The organism is Tenacibaculum salmonis, assembly GCF_041053065.1.
Classification (GTDB): domain Bacteria; phylum Bacteroidota; class Bacteroidia; order Flavobacteriales; family Flavobacteriaceae; genus Polaribacter; species Polaribacter pacificus_A.
The window spans coordinates 1292270-1315348 of sequence record NZ_JBFCVV010000001.1; the positions used below are offsets into that span (position 1 = coordinate 1292270).

At 30.1% G+C, this 23079-nt stretch carries 13 protein-coding genes; 8 read left to right on the plus strand and 5 right to left on the minus strand.

Features of this window, described 5'->3' with window-relative positions; genetic code table 11:
* Positions 1-910: 910 nt before the first annotated feature.
* From AB0T67_RS05600 to AB0T67_RS05625, 6 genes are all read left to right on the plus strand, one after another.
* Positions 911-2437 carry an aldehyde dehydrogenase (NADP(+)) gene (locus tag AB0T67_RS05600; RefSeq protein WP_271231432.1) on the plus strand — a complete coding sequence of 509 codons (1527 nt, stop codon included), beginning with the start codon at positions 911-913 and terminating at the stop codon, positions 2435-2437.
* Between the two features lie 183 nt (positions 2438-2620).
* Positions 2621-3628 (plus strand): 4-hydroxyproline epimerase, encoded by a 1008-nt coding sequence (locus AB0T67_RS05605; protein WP_369219491.1) that lies wholly within the window; start codon positions 2621-2623, stop codon positions 3626-3628.
* Positions 3629-3658: 30 nt separating this feature from the next.
* Positions 3659-3922 (plus strand): DUF3781 domain-containing protein, encoded by a 264-nt coding sequence (locus AB0T67_RS05610; RefSeq protein WP_369219492.1) that lies wholly within the window; start codon positions 3659-3661, stop codon positions 3920-3922.
* Between the two features lie 19 nt (positions 3923-3941).
* Positions 3942-5189 carry an NAD(P)/FAD-dependent oxidoreductase gene (locus AB0T67_RS05615; RefSeq protein ID WP_369219493.1) on the plus strand — a complete coding sequence of 416 codons (1248 nt, stop codon included), beginning with the start codon at positions 3942-3944 and terminating at the stop codon, positions 5187-5189.
* A 56-nt stretch (positions 5190-5245) separates the two neighbouring features.
* A complete protein-coding gene (locus AB0T67_RS05620; RefSeq protein ID WP_369219494.1) occupies positions 5246-6538 on the plus strand; it encodes an aminopeptidase P N-terminal domain-containing protein in 1293 nt (430 codons plus the stop codon).
* Between the two features lie 11 nt (positions 6539-6549).
* Positions 6550-7770 (plus strand): M24 family metallopeptidase, encoded by a 1221-nt coding sequence (locus tag AB0T67_RS05625; protein WP_369219495.1) that lies wholly within the window; start codon positions 6550-6552, stop codon positions 7768-7770.
* Positions 7771-7842: 72 nt separating this feature from the next.
* Here AB0T67_RS05625 and AB0T67_RS05630 read toward each other — a convergent pair whose 3' ends face one another.
* From AB0T67_RS05630 to AB0T67_RS05640, 3 genes are read right to left on the minus strand one after another with little or no spacing between them, the layout of a single operon-like run.
* Positions 7843-10944: a glycoside hydrolase family 2 TIM barrel-domain containing protein gene (locus AB0T67_RS05630; RefSeq protein WP_369219496.1), complete on the minus strand. Its 3102-nt coding sequence runs from the start codon at positions 10942-10944 to the stop codon at positions 7843-7845.
* On the minus strand, positions 10941-13973 hold the full coding sequence (locus tag AB0T67_RS05635; RefSeq protein ID WP_369219497.1) for an aminotransferase class III-fold pyridoxal phosphate-dependent enzyme: 3033 nt from the start codon (positions 13971-13973) through the stop codon (positions 10941-10943). The genes AB0T67_RS05630 and AB0T67_RS05635 overlap by 4 nt, the downstream gene beginning before the upstream one ends.
* The gene (locus AB0T67_RS05640; protein WP_369219498.1) at positions 13974-15965 is read right to left on the minus strand and encodes an MGH1-like glycoside hydrolase domain-containing protein; all 1992 of its coding nucleotides are present in this window, start codon (positions 15963-15965) and stop codon (positions 13974-13976) included. It abuts the gene before it with no gap.
* A 268-nt stretch (positions 15966-16233) separates the two neighbouring features.
* On the opposite strand from AB0T67_RS05640, the gene AB0T67_RS05645 reads away from it, so the two are divergent.
* The gene (locus tag AB0T67_RS05645; protein WP_369219499.1) at positions 16234-19383 is read left to right on the plus strand and encodes a SusC/RagA family TonB-linked outer membrane protein; all 3150 of its coding nucleotides are present in this window, start codon (positions 16234-16236) and stop codon (positions 19381-19383) included.
* 11 nt (positions 19384-19394) lie between these two features.
* Positions 19395-20939 carry a RagB/SusD family nutrient uptake outer membrane protein gene (locus AB0T67_RS05650; RefSeq protein WP_369219500.1) on the plus strand — a complete coding sequence of 515 codons (1545 nt, stop codon included), beginning with the start codon at positions 19395-19397 and terminating at the stop codon, positions 20937-20939.
* A 100-nt stretch (positions 20940-21039) separates the two neighbouring features.
* Here the strand turns inward: AB0T67_RS05650 and AB0T67_RS05655 are convergent, their stop codons facing one another.
* Positions 21040-22107, minus strand: coding sequence for a proline racemase family protein (locus tag AB0T67_RS05655; protein WP_369219501.1), 1068 nt, complete (start codon positions 22105-22107; stop codon positions 21040-21042).
* Positions 22100-23059, minus strand: coding sequence for a bifunctional Delta(1)-pyrroline-2-carboxylate/Delta(1)-piperideine-2-carboxylate reductase (gene lhpI, locus AB0T67_RS05660; protein ID WP_369219502.1), 960 nt, complete (start codon positions 23057-23059; stop codon positions 22100-22102). The genes AB0T67_RS05655 and lhpI overlap by 8 nt, the downstream gene beginning before the upstream one ends.
* Positions 23060-23079: the final 20 nt, after the last annotated feature.

Sequence of the window (23079 nt, forward strand, 5' to 3'; positions counted from 1 at the left end):
AAAATATTTTTTATAAATTTATAAAATATTCACCTATTAATATGCTAAAAAGCAAAAAAAAGGTAATATACTACTACCAATAGTTAGAAATTAATCAAAAAAATTTACAAATCTGATATAAATTTGCAAATCTAATATAAGCTTGCACCAAAAAAAGAACATAAATATAAATTGGGAAGGCATTATGCCTGAAGTTACTACAACTAAATTCACTAACGAAGATACATTGGATTTAGTTAACTTTCAATTAAATATTAATGCACAATTAGATGCCAGTTATTATTGGAATTAATTTAGATAGTACATTTTAGATACTTTAGCTTTAGAAAGTATTTATATTAGTACTGATAGGTGGAGGTGGAGTTGCAGATTTAGTTATCTGTATTTCTAACAGAGAATTTTACTATCTTTAACTTATAAAAGCAGGAAAAGATGATCAAGCTAGATAAATCTAACATTGGTTCTTACCTTTATTAAAAGTTATACATAAATTCTAAATTAATACAAAACATTGAATTAGTAAGGGTTTCTACTCTGGTATCGGTACTGAAAATGTACGAGAGCCTCGTGTACCTTTAATTGGTAAAGAAGAGAATCTCTTTTAGCTATTAAAAAAAATAGTTAAAAGAACTAGAACTACATTACCTGCATACAAAGAATTAACTATTTTTAGATAAAATCATTATTTTTTTTACTTATTTAATAGTATAAAAGTTTTAAAATGATACATATTTAATACCATTAAACAAATCATTGCTTCATTTTTTGAGGCAATGATTTTGCGGGTTTAAACAGGCCTTTTAATAAAGAAGGTGCTTAAAAAAAGGTATTGATTTTTAAATTAAAATCAATATCTTTAAACACTTAAAAATCACTAAATGTCATCGTACATTAAAAAAAACAATATCTAATGATTACAGGGAAGAATTATATCGGAAATCAATTAAAAGCTACAGGAACTACCACTCATCAAACAGTAAATCCTAAGTTAAATATACAAAATCCAACACCTTTTTTTCAAGCAACTTTAGAAGAGGTTAACGAAGCTGTAGCATTAGCTGATAGCGCATTTAAAGAGTATCGTAAAGTTTCAGGAGAAAAAAGAGCAGAATTCTTAAATGCAATAGCAGATGAAATTTTAGCTTTAGATACTGAACTTACAGATATGTATATGTCTGAATCAGGTTTACCAGAAGGAAGAGCTCAAGGAGAAAGAGGTAGAACTATTGGTCAATTAAGAGCTTTTGCTGACTTAATTTTAAAAGACGAATGGAGAAGTGTTACTATTGATGAAGCAATTCCAACAAGACAACCATTACCAAAATCAGATATCAGAAAAACTTCAATTCCTTTAGGACCTGTTGTTGTATTTGCAGCAAGTAACTTTCCATTAGCATTTTCAACTGCAGGTGGAGATACTGCTAGTGCATTAGCATCAGGATGTCCAGTAATTGTAAAGTCACACGCAATGCACTCTGGAACTGGTGAATTAGTTGCTTCAGCAATTATTAAAGCAGCAGAAAAAACAGGAATGCCAAATGGTGTGTTTTCAAACATTACAGGAAGTGGAAGAGTTGTTGGTAGCGCATTAGTAAAACATCCGAAGGTAAAAGCTGTAGGTTTTACAGGAAGTATTGCTGGTGGTAGAGCACTTTATAACTTAGCTGGTGAAAGAACTGAACCAATTCCAGTATTTGCTGAAATGGGAAGTATCAATCCAGTAGTAGTAATGCCAAATGTAATTGAAAATAAGTCTGAAGCAACAGCTTCTACTTATGCAGGTTCAATTACTATGGGAACAGGTCAATTCTGTACTAAACCAGGATTATTATTAACTCTTGCTGGTGATAAAACTGATGCTTTTGTTAAAGATTTAGCAGAAAAAACAGTAGCAATTGCACCACAATGTATGTTACACCCAAATATTAAAGACGGTTTTGTATCAAACGGTGAAATAGTTACTTCTCAACCAGGTGTTGAAGTTGTTGCTCAAGTAGCAGGAAGTGTTGAACCTAACTTTGCAGCATCAACAATATGTGCTGTATCAGGAGCTGACTTTTTAGCAAATCCTAAAATGCATACAGAAGTTTTTGGTCCTTTTTCTTTAGTTGTAAAAGCAAAAGATCAAGCTGAATTAGTACAAGTTATTGATAGTTTAGACGGTCAATTAACAGGTACTGTATTAGCTGAACAAGAAGATTTTGCTGAATTACCAGCTGTAGCAGATGCTTTACAAGCTAAAGTAGGAAGAATTATTTTTAACGGAGTACCAACAGGTGTAGAAGTTTGTGAGTCTATGACACATGGTGGACCTTACCCAGCATCTTCAGATTCTAGATTTACAGCAGTAGGTTTAGGAGCTATTAAAAGATGGATAAGACCATTTAGTTTTCAAGATTGGCCAACAGAATTATTACCTAGTGAATTAAGAAATTAATAAACTTACAGAAGAACAGTTAAATTAATAAACATTAACAATTTCTTTAAATCAACAAAATTAGTTACCTATTATTTTGATGATTTAAAGAAATTGAAAACTATGCCAACTTTGCTTTCTTAATTAAAGAAATTTTGAAAGGTTTTTTCTAAGGAAGAGTGCAAGTTGGCTATTCAATTTAGTATGAGAAAAACATTTTTTTGTGTTGATGCACACACGTGTGGAAACCCAGTTAGAGTTGTAGCAGGTGGAGGTCCAAATTTAATTGGAGCAAATATGAGCGAAAAACGCCAGCATTTTTTAAAAGATTATGACTGGATTCGTAAAGGATTAATGTTCGAACCACGTGGACATGATATGATGAGCGGAAGTATTTTATTTCCTCCTCATAATCCTGAAAATGATTTTGGAATTTTATTTATTGAAACTTCTGGTTGTTTACCAATGTGTGGACACGGAACTATCGGTACTATTACTATTGCAATTGAAGAAGGTTTAGTTACTCCTAAAGTTCCAGGAAAAATTAAAATGGAAGCTCCTGCTGGTTTAGTAAATATTGAATACGGTCAAACTGGTAAAAAGGTAGACTGGGTTAGATTAACTAACGTAAAAAGTTATTTAGCAGCAGAAAATTTAACTATTGACTGTCCTGAATTAGGTGAAATTACTTTTGATGTTGCTTACGGTGGTAATTACTACGCTATTGTAGATCCGCAGAAAAACTTTTCTGGAGTACACGATTTTACAGCTAGTAAAATCATTCAATATTCTCAAATTGTTAGAAATAGCATTAATGAGAAATATCCTGATATGTTTATTCATCCAGAAAATGATACCATTAGAGATGTAACACATATGCTTTGGACAGGTAACCCAATTGACCCAACTTCTTCTGGTAGAAATGCCGTTTTTTATGGTGATAAAGCCATTGATAGAAGCCCTTGTGGAACAGGTACATCTGCTAGATTAGCACAGTTACATGCAAAAGGAAAACTTAAATTAAAAGAAGAATTTATTCACGAAAGTTTTATCGGTAGTAAATTTATTGGTAGAGTTGAAGAGGAAACTACTTTAGACGGAAAACCAGCAATTATACCAAGTATTCAAGGATGGGCAAAGGTTTTTGGTTACAATAATATTATTATTGATGACCAAGATGACCCTTATGCACATGGATTTCAAGTTATCTAAAAAAAAGAGTTATCTTTCGATTTAAAAGAATTGGAGACAATAAAACATAAAATACTAAGAAACATTTGCTATACCGAGCTTGTTTATCAAAGGATAAATAAAAAGCTTGGTATGGCTTTTTCTAAATTTGAAATAGAAATACTTATTCGAAAAGTGTTAGAAGACACTGCTTTAGAAAACTACGAAAAAATAGGTAAAAATTTCTATATTACCAACACACATCATAATATAACAGTTACGATTAATACAAGTACTTTTAGAGTTATTACCGTAAATAGAATTAAAAAAGAGTAAGTTCAAAATAATATATTAAATGTCAAAAGAAATAGTAATTATTGGAGGAGGAATTATAGGCTTATGTTCAGCTTATTATCTTCAAAAGGAAGGAAACAAAGTTACCATAATTGATAAATCTGATTTTTCAAGTGGTGCATCTTATGTAAACGCAGGATATATAACTCCTAGTCATATTATTTCTTTGGCAGCTCCTGGTATGATAAACAAAGGTATTAAATGGATGTTTGACTCAAAAAGTCCTTTTTCTGTGAAGCCTCGTTTAGATTATGATTTTTTAAAATGGACTTGGTTATTTAAAAAAGCATCAACAAAAGAAAAAGTTGAAAGCTCTATTAAAACCATTAAAGATATTAATATATTAAGTAGAGAATTATATCAAGAGATAAAAGACTCTAATGAATTTGATTTCTTTTACAAACACAAAGGTTTGTTAATGTGTTACCAAACTGATAAAGCTGGTGAAGAAGAATGGAAAACAGGTAAACGTGCTATTCAAGAAGGCTTAAATGTTGAAAACTTAACAAAAGAACAGGTTTTAAAATTAGAACCAAATGCTGGCTTAAACATTAAAGGAGCTGTGTATTATCATACAGATGCACATATGACTCCGAATGAATTTATGCCACAATTAAAATCTTATTTAGAAAAAAAGGGTGTTACTATTTTAGCCAATGAAGAGGTATTAGATATCAATGTTAAAGGCGATAAAGTAAGCTCTATCAGAACAAATAAACAAGAAGTAACAGCTGATGAAATTGTTGTTGCTACTGGTTCTTGGTCTCAAATTTTAGTTAAAAAATTAAATGCTACCGTACCAATTCAGGCTGGTAAAGGATATAGAATTAATGTATCTCAAGATACAGGAATTACAATACCTGCCATTTTAATGGAAGCAAAAGTTGCTGTAACACCAATGAATGGTTTTACTCGTTTTGCAGGTACAATGGAAGTAGATAAAATAAATAATAATATAAACCGTGTAAGAGTAGATGCTATTGCTAGAGCAAGTGAGAGATTTTACGACGGTTTAAAAATTAATCAAAAAGAAATTGACGATGTTGCTGCTGGTTTAAGACCATGTTCTCCTGATGGATTACCTTATATTGGTCGTTTATCAAAAGTTAAAAACGTAACTATTGCTACTGGTCATGCAATGATGGGCTGGAGTTTAGGTCCTGCAACTGGTAAATTAGTTTCGGAAATTATTTCTGATAAAAAAACAAGTTTAGATTTAAACCCTTTTCATGTAGAAAGATATTCATAATTTGAATATTAAAAACACATAAAAAGTAATTAAATACATCCGTAAGAAAATATAATATGCGTTACGATCAAATTGACAATTCTTTATTTATAGAAAATAGAAAAAATTTCATTGCTCAAATGAAACCTAATACCATAGCTATTTTAACATCTAACGATGTTAAACATCATAATGCTGATGATGTTATGGGATTTACACAAAACAATGATCTTTTTTACCTTTCGGGTATCGATCAAGAAGATACTATTTTAGTGTTGTATCCTGATGCTTTCAAAAAAGAAAATAGAGCTATTCTATTTATAAAAGAAACAAGCGAGCTTATTAAAATTTGGGATGGTGAAAAACTAACTAAAGAGCAAACTCAAAGTATTTCTGGAGTTTCAAGAGTTGAGTGGGATAAAGATTTTGAGTTATTTTTACAGTACATGGCTTTTGAAGCCGATGGTTTTTACTTAGGTCATAACGAACACCTTAAACGTGTTACCAATGATCAAGAAACAAAACAAGATAGAATGATCAAATGGTGTAAACAAAAATACCCATTACATGATTATTATAGAGCTGCAAAAATTACTCGTGATTTACGTCCTGTAAAATCGAAAGTAGAATACGACTTAATACAAAAGGCTTCTGATATAAGTGTTGCTTCTTTTACTAGCGTGTTAAAAACATGTAAACCTGGTATGAAAGAATATGAGTTAGAAGCTGAATTAGCTTATAACTTAGTTAAAACAGGTTCTTCGCATCACGCATTTAAGCCAATTATTGCTTCTGGTAAAAATGCTTGTGCTTTACACTATAATACAAATGATTCAGTTTGTAATGATGGTGAAATGATTTTACTTGACTTCGGGATTTGTTACGCTAATTATAATAGCGATACTACTCGTTGTTTTCCTGTAAATGGAAAATTCTCTGAAAGACAAGCTGCTGTTTATTCGTCAGTATTACATTGTTTAAAAGAAGGTAGTAAAATGTTAAAACCTGGTATTTTACCAAGTGTTTACGAAAAAAATATGGCAGGATTAGTTGAAGCTGAATTAATAAAATTAAATTTATTAAATGCTGATGATGTTGCCAAGCAAGATCCTGAAAAACCATTGTATAAAAAATATTTTATGCACGGAACAGCTCATTATTTAGGATTAGACGTACATGATGTTGGTATATATTCTCGTCCTTTTGAAACAGGAATGGTGTTAACTTGTGAACCTGGTATTTATATTCCTGAAGAAGGAATTGGATGTAGATTAGAAGATGATTATTTAATCACTGAAACAGGAAACATCAATTTAACAGCTGCAATGCCTATCGAAATTAAGGATATTGAAGCATTAATGAACAATTAAAAAAAAATTACATGAATACATTTGGAATTGGAGGCTCTACAATAGAGGCAGAATTAAACGCAATAACTCCAACAGCTCACTTAGTTGAACCGATTCAGAAAGAAGAATTTCAATCTAGAATAGATAAAGCTTGTTTAATGATGAAAAATCAAAACAAACAAGCAATGTACTTACATGCAGGAACTAATTTATTTTATTTCACAGGAATGAAATGGAATTCAAGTGAACGTATGGTAGGTGCTATTTTATTTCAAAATGGAGACCTTCATTTTATTGCACCAAGATTTGAAAAAGGAACTATTTTAGATTTCATGCTAATAAAAGGTGAAGTTAATTGTTGGGAAGAACACAAAAGTCCTTATAAATTATTCACTAAAATATTAACTGAAAACAAAGTTACTGAAGGTGATATTTTAATAGATGAAGCAACGCCTTTTTTCATTACTGATGGAATTAATAAATGTAACACATCATTTACTTTAGAAAGTGCTACACCAATTACAGCTGGTTGTAGAATGATAAAATCAGATGCTGAAATTGCTATTATGCAACATGCAATGAACATCACTTTAGAGGTTCAAAAAGCAGCTGCAAGAATTTTAAGAGTTGGTATTTCATCTAAAGAAGTAGTAGATTTTATTCACGAAGCACATATTAGATACGGAATTCCGTCAGGTTCATATTTTTGTATCGTGTTATTTGGTGTTGATTCTTCATTTCCTCATGGTGTAAAAACTCCTAAAAACTTAGAATTAAACGAAATTGCATTAGTAGATACTGGTTGTGTTTTACACAATTATATTTCTGATATTACAAGAACTTATGTTTTTGGTGAAGCAGATGACTTACAAAGATCTATCTGGAATATTGAAAAAGAAACACAACAAGCTGCATTTGACGCTGCTCAATTAGGAAATATTTGTGCTGATATTGATGCAGCTGCTAGAAAAACTTTAGAAAGTCATCAATTAGGTCCTAAATATGCATTACCAGGATTACCTCATAGAACAGGTCATGGAATTGGTTTAGATATTCATGAATGGCCATATGTTGTTAAAAATGATAATACTACTTTAGTAGAAGGTATGGCATTTAGTAATGAACCTATGATTTGTGTTCCTAATAAATTTGGAATACGTCATGAAGATCATATTTATATGACTAAAAATGGTCCTAAATGGTTTACTGAACCAATGCATACTATTGAAGATCCTTTTGGAATTTCAAAATAATATTTATCTCATAAAAAAAGCAACTCATATGAGTTGCTTTTTTTTAGTTGTTAACTATAATTAATATACTATTTAGTTTTTTGTTGGCTCAATAGTAAATGAATACTCATATGTTTTATTTGCAAGAATCGTATATTCTTCATGAACTTGTCTTCCCCAAGAAGTATCTCCTCCTACTCCCATTTGTTGTAAATCAATATTCCATTGAACAGTATTTCCAATTTTAATATCCGCACCATGTTTTTTAGTCACTGGTACCAATCCTGAAGCTGATTGTCCTGCATCACTCGCAATAAAATCTAGTTCTTTCATATTAAATGGCCACACACTGGTATTTAATAACTGCTCTCCTACAACTTTTAAATTAAGTGCTGTTGATGAAACTTGCATCCAACGAACTTCTGTTTTATTTCCTGTTTCTTGAGGACGAGGATATCTATGAAATTGACTTATAATTTCATCAGAATAAAGCCCTGTTTTCTGACCTAATTTTCTATCCCAATAATTCTCCTCTGGTCCTTTACCATACCAAGAAACTTCTTTAAAATCATTATTGATACTTAAATACATTCCTAAACGAGGAATATTAGGAAGTTCAGATTTATTAGGTGTAAACGAATAATCTAATTTTAAATTACCATTAAAAGACAACGTATATTTTACAACAACAGTAGCTTCATTATTTGGTAATTTATAATTCACTTTATAGCTTATTCCGTTTGAAACTTGTTTTGGCTTTTCACTTAAAATTGCACTATAATTATAGGTTGCATCTTGCCAAATTTTAGCCCATTTATTCATTCCATTTCCTAAATCATTATCTGTAGGTGGTCTCCAAAAATTTAATTTAATGGGTGTATTAGTTATTTCTTTATCATTTGATGACCATGAAATTATTTCACCTGTTTTTTTATCGATTTTAAAAGAAGTATAACTATTATTAAAACTATAAGCTGTATCTTCTTTAATCGTTAATTTTTCATTTGAAACAGCAAGTGTTTTCTTTTTAGTTCCTTTTTGTAAAACAAACTGATTCCATCCTATTTCATATCCTTTAGAAATCATTTTTGTAGCATTTGCTTGTACTAAACTTACTTCAAGAATATATTCTGATACATCATTAAAAGAACTTAAATTCTTTTTAAGATTCCAATTTAAGCTTTCTTGTGCTTTAATGTCTAAATGAATATTCGTTAAACTATCAATAGCTTTACCATCTTTTAATAACTTCCATTTAAAAGTTTTATCTGAAAAATCTGTAAAAAAGTTTTTATTAGTAACTTCAATAGTACTATTATTTACCAAACTAAATTTTACAGGTTGATATACTTTTTTTACTTCTGATAAATGAGGATTCGGGTTTCTGTAAGGGTCTACCAATCCATTATTTAAAAAGTTTCCATCGGTTGGTAAATCTGGATGAAAATCGTGTCCGTACGCTAAATATGGTTTTCCATTTTCATCTTTATATTCTAAACTTTGGTCTACCCAATCCCAAATAAAACCACCTTGTAAGTTGTCATACTTTTCTATAATGTTCCAATAATCTTGTAAATTACCTACTGAATTACCCATTGCATGTGCATATTCAATCATAATAGAAGGTTTATCAGAATTTGATTCACCATGTTTTATTAAATACTCAGGCTTTGGATACATTGGACAATACAAATCAGTATAATCTTCTTTTTGAGCTGGTTCATATTGAACAATTCTATTATCATCCTGTGTTTTTAACCATTTATATGTGGTTTTAAAAACATCACCCTCTCCTGCTTCATTCCCTAAAGACCAAGAATAAATAGCTACGTGATTTCTATCTCTATAATACATACGTTTTGTACGCATCATGTGAGCAGGCAACCAACTCATTTCGTTTCCAATTTGAGTTTTTTTATCTATTGCCAACGGATGACTTTCAATATTTGCTTCATCCACAACATACAATCCATATTTATCACATAAATCTAGCCAATATGGGTCGTTCGGATAATGAGAAGAACGCACCGCATTAATGTTATTTTGTTTCATCAATTGAATATCTTTTTCCATTGATTCTCTAGAAACTACATGTCCTGTATGTGCATCTGTTTCATGTCTATTAACACCTCTAATATAAATCGGTTTACCGTTAATTAACACTTGCGATTCTTTTATTTCAACACGTTTAAACCCTATTGATTTTTTAACAAACTGATTCGCATCCAAAGAAATATTTAAAGCATATAAATTTGGTTTTTCTGCCGACCAAGATTTTACATTTTCAACTGTTTCGTTTACAATAAAATCGGCTGTTGATTTAGCAGGAACAGTTATTTTTTTAACTGTTTTAAATTCTTCGGATAAAGAAATAGTAACCTCTTTAGTAACTTCTTTATCAGTCGAATTTGTTACAGAAAAAGTTCCTTTAAAAATTCCATTTTTATAAGAATCATCTAAAGTAGTTTTAGCATGATAATCAGAAATAAAAACTTTTGGACGTGAATATAAATACACATCACGTTCTATTCCGCTCATACGCAACATATCCTGACTTTCTAAATAACTAGCATCAGACCAACGGAACATCTGTAAAGCAATTACATTTTTTCCTTCGGATAAATATGGTGTTATATCAAATTCAGCAGGTGTTTTACTTCCTTGAGAATATCCAACATATTTTCCATTAACATATACATACATTGCCGATTTAGCACCCGAAAAATGAAGAATAATATTTTCTGATAAATATTCTTTGGTTAAATTTATTTCTTTACGATACGTTCCAACAGGGTTATAATCCGTAGGAGCATCAGGCCATTTTGTAGTAAAAGGATAGCGTTCATCTAAATAAATAGGATGTCCGTAACCTTCTGTTTCCCAATTGGCAGGAACAGCAATTGTTTTCCAATCTGTATCATTATACACTACATTTTGAAATGTTGTCGGACGTTTTTTAGGGTCTTTAACCCAATTAAATTTCCATTCGCCATTTAAATTTAAAAAGCGATTTGAATTTTCTTTATCAGAAATTTCTGAATTTTCAAAAGTAAAAAAAGAAGCTCTAGGTGCTAATTTGTTTTCTTCAAAAATTTTGTGATTGTAATGATTCTTTTGAATATCAACTTCTTTTAAAGGAGTTTTATTACAACTAACAATCAATAAAAGAACGATACTTTGTATTATTTTTCTCATAAACTAACTTTCATAAAATCTTCCGTTATTATTTTTTTGATATAGAAAATTACTTCTTCAGCATTTTCTTTTGTAAAAATAATCGGTGGTTTAATTTTTAACACATTATGGTCTGCTCCATCAGTACTCATTAAAATACCATGGTCTTTCATTCGTGCCGCTAAATAATCTGCTTGAGCTGCTAATGGATTTAATGAAGAATCAACAAACTCAATTCCTAAAAAAAGTCCTTGCCCTCTTACATCTCCAATAATTGGAAATTCCTTAGAAAGTTCTTTTAATGCTGATTTTAAATAATTACCTACTTCTAACGCATTTTCTTGTAATTTATCTCTTTTTACAGTTCGAATTACTTCAGTTGCAATAGCACACGAAACAGGATTCCCTCCAAAAGTGTTAAAATACTCCATACCATTTGCAAAGGCATCGGCAACTTCTTGAGTACAAGCAACAGCTGCAATAGGATGTCCATTTCCTAAAGGCTTACCAATTGTTACAATATCAGGAACAACATCATGCAATTGAAAACCCCAAAAAGTTTCCCCCATTCGTCCGCAACCTGTTTGCACTTCATCAGAAATACAAATTCCGCCTGCTTTTCTTATTATTTTATATGCTTCAGCTAAAAAACCTGTTGGTAATTCTACCTGACCTCCACAACTAATAATAGGCTCTATAATAAAAGCTCCTACATTACGTCCTTTCTCTTGAATCGTATCAATACATTTTTGAACTTCTTTTACATAAGAACCTGCCGTATTTTCACCTCTATATTTCCCTCTAAAAGTATCTACTAATGGAAATATTTGAGTATGCTCAGGCGCACCACTTCCACCATTTCCATCAAATTTATAAGATGAAATATCAATACACATATTCGCATTTCCATGATAGCCAATTTCACTAGCAATAATATCTCTTTCGCCTGTAACAGCTTTTGTCATTCTAATAGCTAATTCATTTGCCTCACTTCCTGAATTCACAAAATGTAACACATTTAATTCGGGTGGTAATGTTTCAATCAATTCTTTGGCTAAAGCATTGATATTTTCGTGTAAATAGCGTGAGTTTGTATTAATTAAACTCATTTGTTGCTGTCCTGCTTTTACAACATTATAATTTTCATGTCCTACATGTGCAACATTATTTACAGTATCTAAATATTTATTTCCAAATTGGTCCATTAAATACTGCCCTGCTCCACGAACCATTTTTATAGGCGTTTTGTATTGCAGACTTAAACTTTTACCTAAATGTTGTTTTCGATACTTAATTAAATCATTATTTGAAATCGAATTTTTATTTGCTAATTCTTCAGACTTAAATAATAAATTTGGATTAGGACAAATACTTTTCCAAACATCAATTTGATTTATATATGCAACACCTGGATAATCTGTTGTAAAATCAAATAAAGATAATAATACTTGAAAATGTAAATGAGGAACCCAATTTCCATTTTCAGAACTATCACCAAGTTCAGCAATTTTATCGCCTTTTAAAATAGTATCCCCTATTTTATGCTTTTTTATGCTTTCTATCGAATTATGACCGTATAAAGTATAAAACTCAAAATCTTCAACTTGATGTTTTAATACTAATAATCCTCCATAATTTTTATCGCCTTTATTATTTGTTGCGATAACAACTTCACCATCTAAAATAGCGTGAATAGGTGTATATTTTGGTAGCCAAAAATCAGTTCCTAAATGAATCGTTCTGCTTTCTTTTCCTTTATTACCTATTTTTTGATATGATTCTGAACTATAAAAAATACGAGGTTCTAAATAACCACCTCCAATAATTTTTGTAGGATTTTCTTTTTGTAATTCATCAATTTTAAATTGAAAAAGAGCCAAATTACTTGCTTCTTTTTCATGACCAATCCAAGTACTTGAAACACTTAAATCAATAGGGAAAATCGCTTTCTTTTGAACTGTTGGAAATATATCTTCTAATTGAAAATTATTTTTTAAACTCCAATTTTCAAACTTTTTTTCATTCGAATGTGCTGAAAAACCACAAGCAATTCTAAAATTATATTCCGCAAAATCAGGATGAATTTCACGCCATTTTTTAAGTACTTCCCAAGCTGGTTTTTCGCTTATCAGTAAATATTTATTATTTGGTTCTTCTATTTTATTAATTGCCGATTTTGTAACAGAAATCACCAATCGCATTGCAATTGCATTGTATAAATGTGAAAGCTCTTTTTCTTCTAAAGGGAAGTTTTGATGATATCCTTTTACAAAACTTAACGCCGCATCTAATGGGTCGTTATGATTCATAACAGCATATGCACAAGCAATAGCAACATCATTAATTATTTGTGTATAAATAGCATCACCATAATCTATCGCAGCTTTTACCGTTGGATTTACCAATTCTTTTGACACAATAACATTGTTATCATTGGCATCATTATGAACTACGGATTTTCTTAAAGAATCATAACTTGTTTTATTATTTTCAAATTGTTTTTGATAATAAGTTATAATTTCTTTTTCTTGATTTTCAAATAAATCAATATGTTTTAAAGTCCAAAGTGATTGTGCTACATCCCATACAAATTCTCTGTTTGCCTCTGGATGATTAAAACCATGTAAGGCTTTAGTTAACAATCCGCATTGTTCACCTAAACTAAAACGCAAACTATCTAATTGCGGGTTTACAGATGACCAAACTCTACCAGAAATCCACGTTAACAAACGCACTTTACGAGCATTTCCAAACGCATCAATTATAGTAGATATTACAACACCATCAACATCTTCAATTACTTTAGGTGCTATAATATTTTTTTCATTATTAGCTACATACTGTAATAATTTTTGTTGAAAATCTAAATAATTCTCATCCTCATTCGGACGAGAAATTTTTAAGATATAGCCTTCAGAATTTGGTACTTTAATTCTAAAATTAAAATCTAATTCACCTGGTAACTCAGATGCAACACCTTTAATATTATAGGTTTTAAGAAGAATTTCTTCTGCTTGTTGAATCGATATTTTTATTTGATTGTAGTCCATTTAATCTTTTTGTAATAACATAATTATATGTGCAGCACTCCAGCTAAAATTTTCAGCACTTAATCCTTCTCCTGTTAAAGGATGGTAATTTTCTCTAATTGATTTTCCTTTTCCAAGAACACCTTCGGCACCTTTCAATATTTGAATCGTTGCCTTATCAGCTTCTTTATCAAAACCATAATTACGTAAACTTTTTACACCAAAATAAGATTGATCTAACCAATTAGGACCACGCCAATATCCTTTTAAAGGATTAAATTTTTCATGATCAGCACTCATAGTCTGAAAAGGAACCTTTGTAAAAAATTTCTTAGGATCCATCATTTTATTTTTAACAGCTTCTGCTTGTTCTTGTGTTGCTGCATTTGCCCAAAGTGCTGTCCACCCTTCACTTCCCTCTCCTTTAATAAATGTTTTACCATCTAAAGTAGTGTCATAAAACCATCCATCAATAGGGTCGTAAAATTGTGATTGAATTATCAATTTTAACTTTTCAGCTTCTTTCTTAAAATTATCTGCATCTTTTTTATTTCCTAAAAGAGTAGCTAATTCTGATAAAAATAATTTTTCAGCATATAAATAGGCATTTAAATCTACCGATTCTTGGTCTATTGAATAAGCTCCTTCACTATTTTTTAAAATTTTAGAATTATCAAAACGAATAGCGTTATCCATTCCACTCTCCCACTTTGCAGCTATTACACTTCCATCTGTAGAACCATATTCACACAAACCATCTTTATCATGATCACGTTTATTATACCACCATTCATGATATTTTTTTAACTTCGGATAAAACTCTTTTACAAAAGAAATATCTTTATCTTTTTTATAAATTTTAGCAATTGCCCATGCAGAAAGTGGTGGTTTTGTATCACGATAATTGTGTTTTTCAATTAAAGTATCTCTATAAACACAATCTACAATAAAACCATCTTCATTTTGAAAGTTAAACATAACTCTCATTTGTTTTTTAGCCAGATCAGTATTATAATAAGATAATCCGACTGCGTGTTTCCAAGAATCCCAAGACCAAAAACCATGAAACCATTTATAATGATAACTAGGAAATAAACCTTCATCTTTTAATTCTCCAGCAGGAATTCTCCAGTTATTTTGTAATGTTAATTGTGTTTTTGCTAATACCTCAGCATATTTATCATCATTAAATTGAATTTTTCTATTTTCTATTAATGATTGTAATTCTGTGTTTTTTTCTAATTTTCTATCTTTTAAAACAGTCTCAAAATTTGAAACAATAATTTTTTCTTGCTCTTTTATCCAAGAATACTCTTTAAAAATAAAACTTTGAGAAATTGTAAATTCTTTAGTTTCATTTGGCTTTAATACCATTTCTATTTCATTTGAAATATAAGTACTATCTGTTAATGCCTTTAAAAGTACATCTTCAGGAAAAATAACATGACCAACAGTATCTGTTAAAGCTGATTTAATTGTTAAATTATTTTCTTTTACTGATAATTTTAATCCGTCAGCTAATAACTGTTCATTTTTAAAACTATAATTAATAGCTTGTGGTGAATTACTTTTATTTTTTAATATTGATTTAATAATAGCTGTATGTCCTGATAAAAAAAATAATTGTTGTTTTAACTCTAATTTTTCTGATAAAAAAACCTGTTCTAAATGACTGCTATAACTTTTTGTATCAATTGACGTCCATTTTGTATTTTTCAATACCAAGTTAGTAAGTGATGAACTACTCCAAATACCATTTTGTTGAGTCATTAAAAAAGGACCTGAAAAACCTGTAGTATTTATAGAATCCGGGAAACTGTATGCAAACCAAGCCCCTTGATCAGAAAACATTAAACCTTTTTTATCAAATTTATGTTTGGGTGTAAAAACATAATTGAGCACATTAGTATGTACCATTGTTTTCACCTTCTCTTTTTTACTTTCGACTTTATCTTTACAACTTATCAAAACAATTAATAAGCTTACTAATAGCAGTTCTGTTTGTTTAATCATATCTTAATTGAAGTTTTTTTTTATGTAAAAAATTATGATTTTTCTACAGATTTTAGAATCTATTTACACCTTGCTTAAAGCTAGTAAAACTAATCTTACAAAAATAAACTAAACATCTAAAAATCACAAACTAGTAGGTACTAGTTGTGTTTAATTTTTAATTCCCTGTACATTTGGCTTTTAGAGTTTGTCAAAATATTTTATACTACTGTTTTATAAGTATCTTAATTTATTAGAACTTAAATCATAATTAATAAACCAATTACGTATGAATCAAAAAGAAAATCTCAAAAATGGTAAAACGATCAATTTTTCATTTTTAACCTTACTTATTTGTTTTTTTATAGCTTCAACTTCTAAAGTAATCGCTCAAAAAAATAGTATCAGTGGTAAAGTAATTGATAAACATGGACTTTCCTTACCTGGCGCTTCTATTATTATTAAAGGGACAAGTATAGGTGTTGAAACTGACTTTGAAGGTAATTATACCATAAAGGCAGAACCTAAAAATACTTTAATTTTCAACTACTTAGGATTCATAACTAAAGAAATAATTGTTGAAAATAAAAAAACAATTGATATTACATTACTTGAAGATGCAGCAACTCTTGATGAAGTTGTTGTAGTTGGTTACGGTACTCAAAAGAAAAGCGATGTAACAGGAGCTGTAGGACAAGTTAAGGCAGAAGAATTAACACGTGTAGTTACAACAAACCCTATTGACGCACTACAAGGACGTGTATCAGGAGTTACAGTAACTTCATCATCAGGTAGCCCTGGTTCAGGAGCAGATATCTCAATTAGAGGTATTGGTACTTTTGGTCAGAACCAACCTTTATATATTATTGATGGTGTACAGGCAGATCCTTATTTTATTGATGCAACAAATATTGCTTCTATGGAAATTTTAAAAGATGCTGCGTCTGGAGCAATTTATGGAACAAAAGCAGCTAATGGTGTTGTTCTAATTACGACAAAAAAAGGAAAAAAAGGAAAATCTAAAATAGAAATTGAAACATCTCTTAGTATTAATACTGCAAGAAAAAAGTTAAAACTATTAGACGCTAACGGATATGTAAGTGTACATAAACAAATGTATGAAAATGCAGGAAAAAGTTTACCTTCATACGTAACAGCCCCAATAACAGCAAATACTGATTGGTTAGATGAAACACATAGAAATGGTGAATTAAGCTTATTAAATGTAAGAATGAGTGGTGCTTCAGATAATTTTAATTATAGTGCTGGTGCTAGTTATGCTGATGAAACAGGAATGTTAATTGGATCAATGTTCACTAAAAAAGGTGTTTATGCTAACATCGGATTTACAAAAGATAGATTTAAGGTAAATACTAGTTTAAATTATAGTGAAACTTATAGAGAACAACAAAAATTTTCTTTAAGAGAAACTTTTCAAATATCTCCTTTAATTCCTGTTTTTGATGAAACAAAAGAGTCAGGATTTGGTTATAGAGACGGTAGCTTACCTGACCATAAAAATCCTGTAGGAGAAGATCATTTTAAGAATGATTATACGAAATTAAAATACTTTTTAGGAAGTGTAAACGTAAGTTATAATCTTTTAGACAACTTAACAGCTAAAGTAAATTACTCTGTATCAAATTTAACAAACTATACCTATGATTTTCATCAAGCTTTTCAAGTAAGAGCTGTACCATCAAATCCAGAAAATGAATTTGCTTTTATTTCAGAGTACAACAATAAATTTAGAAGAATAAACCAAGAATACACCTTAAATTACAGTTTAGAATTTGGTAAAAGTAATTTCAATTTCTTAGCAGGTTATCAAAGAATTTCAGAGCCATTAAAAGAAACCTATGCACAAGCAGAAGGATGGAAATATTCACCTAAAGACTTGAATAATAACGGAGACTTAGATGATAAAATACCAGCGATTATTTTAGACCCTAGTTTTAATACTTTAAATGCTTTTAGAGATGGTACACGTTCTGCAACTGGAACAAATTATGAATACAGTTTGGCTTCTCAATTTGGTAGAGTAAATTATTCATTCGATGACAAATATTTATTTCAAGCAAGTATTCGTAGAGATGGAAGTTCTAAGTTTGGAAAAAACAATAAATATGGAACCTTCCCTTCTGTAGCATTAGGTTGGAAAATTACTGAAGAAAATTTCATGAAAAATCAAAACTTATTTGATTTCTTAAAATTACGTTTTAGTTGGGGACAAGCAGGTAATGATAACGCTTTAAGTTATTATGATTATGTAGCTAAAATCGAGCAAGGAAAAAGTCAAAATAATGGAGGATATGTTTTTGGTAATCCACAAACATCTTACCAAGGAAGTATTGCAAGAGAATTACAAAATGATAATTTACAATGGGAAACTAATACTTCAGCAAATTTTGGATTAGATTTCACCATGTTAAACCATGCTCTTAAAGGATCAGTAAATTATTATAACTCTACTACAAGTGATTTATTAATTCCATCTATTCCGTCTGAATCAGGAGGAATAAATACTACTATTATAAATGTTGGAGAATTTGTAAACAAAGGTCTTGAATTTGAATTAGGTTATACAAATAAAAAAAATGAAGTTGGTTATGCCGCTTTTGCTACTTTAACAACAATTAATAGTGAAGTAACTAAATTAAGTAGTACTAGTCAAGTATTATATGGTGATGGATTAAAATTCGGATCTGAACATTTTGTAAACCAAACTAAAATAGGTTATGAACCTGGAGCTTACTTTTTACCTGTAGCTGATGGTATTTTTCAAAATCAAGCAGAAATTGATAAGCATAACGCAAATAGTATTGCTCTTCATGGAGCAGATAATGCTATGCAAAAATTTGCTAAACCAGGAGATATTCGTTTTATTGACCAGAATAATGATGGTATTATTGATAGTAAGGATGAAGTATATAAAGGTACAGCAATTCCTAAGTTTGAATATAGTTTAAATTTATCTGCCGATTATAAAGGAATTGATTTTAATATTTTCTTTCAAGGAGTTGGTGGAAATAAAATATACAATGGAAACCGTTTTGAATCTCTAGGTTTAGATGCAGGAAGAAACTTTGAAACAGAAGCTTTAAATTCTTGGACACCTACAAATACAAATACTTCAGTTCCTAGAGCTGTTTTAGGAGACCCTAATCAAAACAATAGAGCATCAACACGTTTTCTTGAAAATGGTGCATATTTAAGAGTTAAAACAATTCAATTAGGATATAGCTTACCTAAAAAAGTATTAAATAACTTACAAATTGATAAGTTAAGATTATATGTTACAGGGCAAAATTTATTTACAATTACAGATTATAGTGGTTTAGATCCTGAAGTAGGAGGATCTACTTTATCTAAAGGTATTGATAGGTCTTTATATCCAAAGTATAAATCATTTATTTTAGGTGTCCAATTTAAATTTTAAAAAATTAAACAATGAAAAACATATATAAAATAATTATAGCTACTGTTTTTACAGTTACAATAATAGCCTGTGATGATGATGCTTTTATTCAGCAAGTATCACCAGATCAATTAAATTCAGATTCATTTTGGAGAAATGCAGAAGATGCACAATCAGGATTAACTGCTGCTTACTCAGAACTAGAAGCTAGAAGTAACTTTTGGGATGGATGGCAAGAAGGAAGACCTGTTGTAGAGTATTTTAGGTCAGATTATGCTTTACCAGGTCCAGATGCTATTAATTACGGACATTGGTTATCTATTTTTAATTTTAATTATACCAACGGACATACATTTTTAAATGTACTTTGGAAAACTAATTATAAAGGTTTAAACTTTTCTAATCAAGTAATTACAAAAGTTAATGAAATGACTGCTGAACAAATTTCAGCAAAAGAAAAAAAACAAATTATTGGTGAAGCAACTTTTTTAAGAGGGTATTATCATTTTAAATTATTAACATTATTTGAAAAAATAGTATTAAGAACAGAAATGATTAATACGGAAACATTAAATAAAGCATTAGCAACAAGGAAAGAAGCTTGGGGAGTTGTTATTAAAGATTTTCAAGATGCTGAAGCAATGCTAAGTCTTGTTGGAGATACACAAGCAGGAAGAGCTACTAAAGGAGCTGCTTTAGCTTATTTAGGAAAAGCCTACATGTATAAAGCTGGTGACGCAACATCTTCAGATGCTAGTGATTATGAAAATGCAGCAGCTGCATTCAAAAAAATTGTTAATGGAAATGCTGGTTCATATAATTTAGAGCCAAACTTTTTAAGCTTGTTTAATGGTGAAAATGAAAATAATCAAGAATCTATTTTTGAATTACAATTTAAAAGTGGTGATGACAATTCTTGGAATGCTACAAGATTACATGCTTTTGTAGGTGATTGGTCTTTAGGTGGCTGGGGAGGTATTGAAGCAAGCCCTGCTATTGTTACTGAAATGAAAGCAGAAGGAATGATTGCTACAACAGGACGTTATGATAGTAGATTATATGGTTCAGTATATTTTAGAGATCCTTTCTTTAATGATACAAACACCAATGAAATGCAAGGATATACTTGGGATCAATTAATGGATTGGCAGTATAATGATACTTATGAAAATCATGCTTATTTTAGAAAATGGTTACCAAATTATGTCTATGATAATTCTTATATAGGTTTAAATGTAGTATTAATGCGTTATGCTGATGTATTATTAATGTATGCTGAAGCTTTAAATGAAACTGGAGCTACAACTGAAGCAATAACTCATATAAACAAGGTAAGAGCTATACATGGAAATATGCCTGCAATAACAATAACATCTAAAGATGCTGTAAAAACACAGATTATCCATGAAAGAACTATGGAGTTAACATTAGAATCTGTACGTTTCTTTGATTTAAGAAGATGGGGAATGTTAGATAAAGCAATGCAAGATGCAGGAAGAACAGGTTTTAATGCTTCACAACATTCTTATTTACCAGTACCTTTAACAGAAATTCAAACTAATTCAGAAGTAAATTAAATTTATATTGTTATAGTGTGTTAAGTTAGTCTTTTATTTGAATAGAAAAGGGTTGTCAATATATTGACAACCCTTTTTGTTTTTTATAAATTAGATATTATTATCTTAAAATAAACCCGTCTTTCATTGGATCATTTGGATCAATTGTAAACGTTTGCATTCCTGTAATATAAGCCGTTCCTTCTACTTGTGGAATAACCGCATTAAAAGGGCCATATTTCTCTTCAGAAACTACAGATCCTATAAATACCGAATCAGTAATACTTTCAATTGTCATGGTTTCACCATATTGAATTTCATTTCGCTTTTTATGAATAGCCATTCTTCCTGAAACACCCGAACCTGTAGGACATCTATCTACTTCTCCTTCAGCAAAAATACAAACGTTTCTACTATCAGTTCCAGAAGCTTGTTTTGTATTATCAATAAAAATAGTACCATACAAGAAACTTAAATCTTCCTCTATTGGATGTAATATTTCTTTATCAGCTTGCATAACGGCATGTTTAATTTTCATACCATTTGTTATTAAAGCTCTGTAAGAATCAGTACTTAAATCAAAATCAAAGTTGTTTTTAGCGATATCGACATAGGCATAAAAAGCACCTCCGTAAGCTAAATCGTAAGTTACTGTTCCTAACCCGTCAACCTCAACAGTTCTATCTAAACCAACTACAAAACTTGGTACACAATGAAAACGAACACCTGTTACTTTTCCATCTTTTACATTTGCAAAAGAAGTAATTCGTCCACAAGGAGCATCAATTTTTAAAATATTTTCACCTTCTTTAACATCAACCCAATTCATTTCAACAGCTAAAGTAGATATTGCAATAATTGCATGTCCACACATAGTTGAATATCCTTCGTTGTGTAAAAATATAATTCCAAAATCACCATCATCATCATTTGGAGGTAATAAGATACATCCATACATATCTGCATGACCACGTGGTTCAAACATTAATGCAGTACGTAATTCATCAAAATTTTCTTTACAATAACGTCTGTAATCTAAAACTGAATTTCCTTTTAACTCTGGAAAACCATCAACAATTACACGTAAAGGTTCACCACCTGTGTGCATGTCAATCGTTTTAATTTTTAACCAATCTTTATGTGGTACAAAATCAGTTTTAGCTAGTATATTTTGATATGTTTTACTCATTAGTATATTTTTTATAAAAATAATTTGCTGCTGCTAAATCTTCTAAAGCATGACCTACAGATTTAAAAACCGTAATTTCTTCTTGATTTTTTCTTCCTGTTTTTTGATTTGAAGATAACTGAAATAAATCAGCATTAATATCTTCTTCCTTTAATATTCCTGTTTGCAAAGGAATAAGGATATCACCACTTTCTTTTAATCCACCTTGAAAAGTATCAACATAAACAGCTCCTTTAGTTATTGTTTCATCGTCAGCTTCTCTCATGTCTTTTTTATAAGCTCCGACTAAATCGACATGTTGTCCTGCTTTTAAAAATCCCCCTAAAACTAATGGAGTTTTAGATAATGTAGCACATGAAATAATATCTACATCTGAAATTTTTTCTTGAATATTTTCTATAGCTGTAATTGTAAAATCTTCATCTTTTAATGTTTCACAAATAGCTTGAGCTTTACTAAAATTACGTCCCCAAATAAATACATTTTTAATAGGACGAACCGAAGCGTGTGCCTTAATTAAATTAACAGATAAAGCACCTGTACCAATCATTAATAAAGAAGAAGCATTTTCTCTTGATAAAAAAGATGATGCTAAAGCTGAAGCGGCAGCAGTACGTTTTACAGTTAAACTTTTTGCTTCTAAAATTGCTTTAATTGTTCCTTTAACAGCATCTAAATAAATATAAGTTCCGTTAATAGAAGGTAAATCAAACTGGCTATTTTCAGGACTTACAGTTACTATTTTAACTCCAGCTGTTTTACTTGGTGTCCAAGCTGGCATTAATAATAAAGTAGAATCTGCATTTACCTCTGGATTTGCAAAATCGTGATGATGACGCATAGGTACAATAGTATCTTGCGATGAAAATGAAGATTTTAATTCAGAAATCAGTTCTGAAAAATTTGTATTATCTTCTATATAATTGTTATCTATTTGAATAATTTTTTCCATGCCGTAAAATAACTATTTAT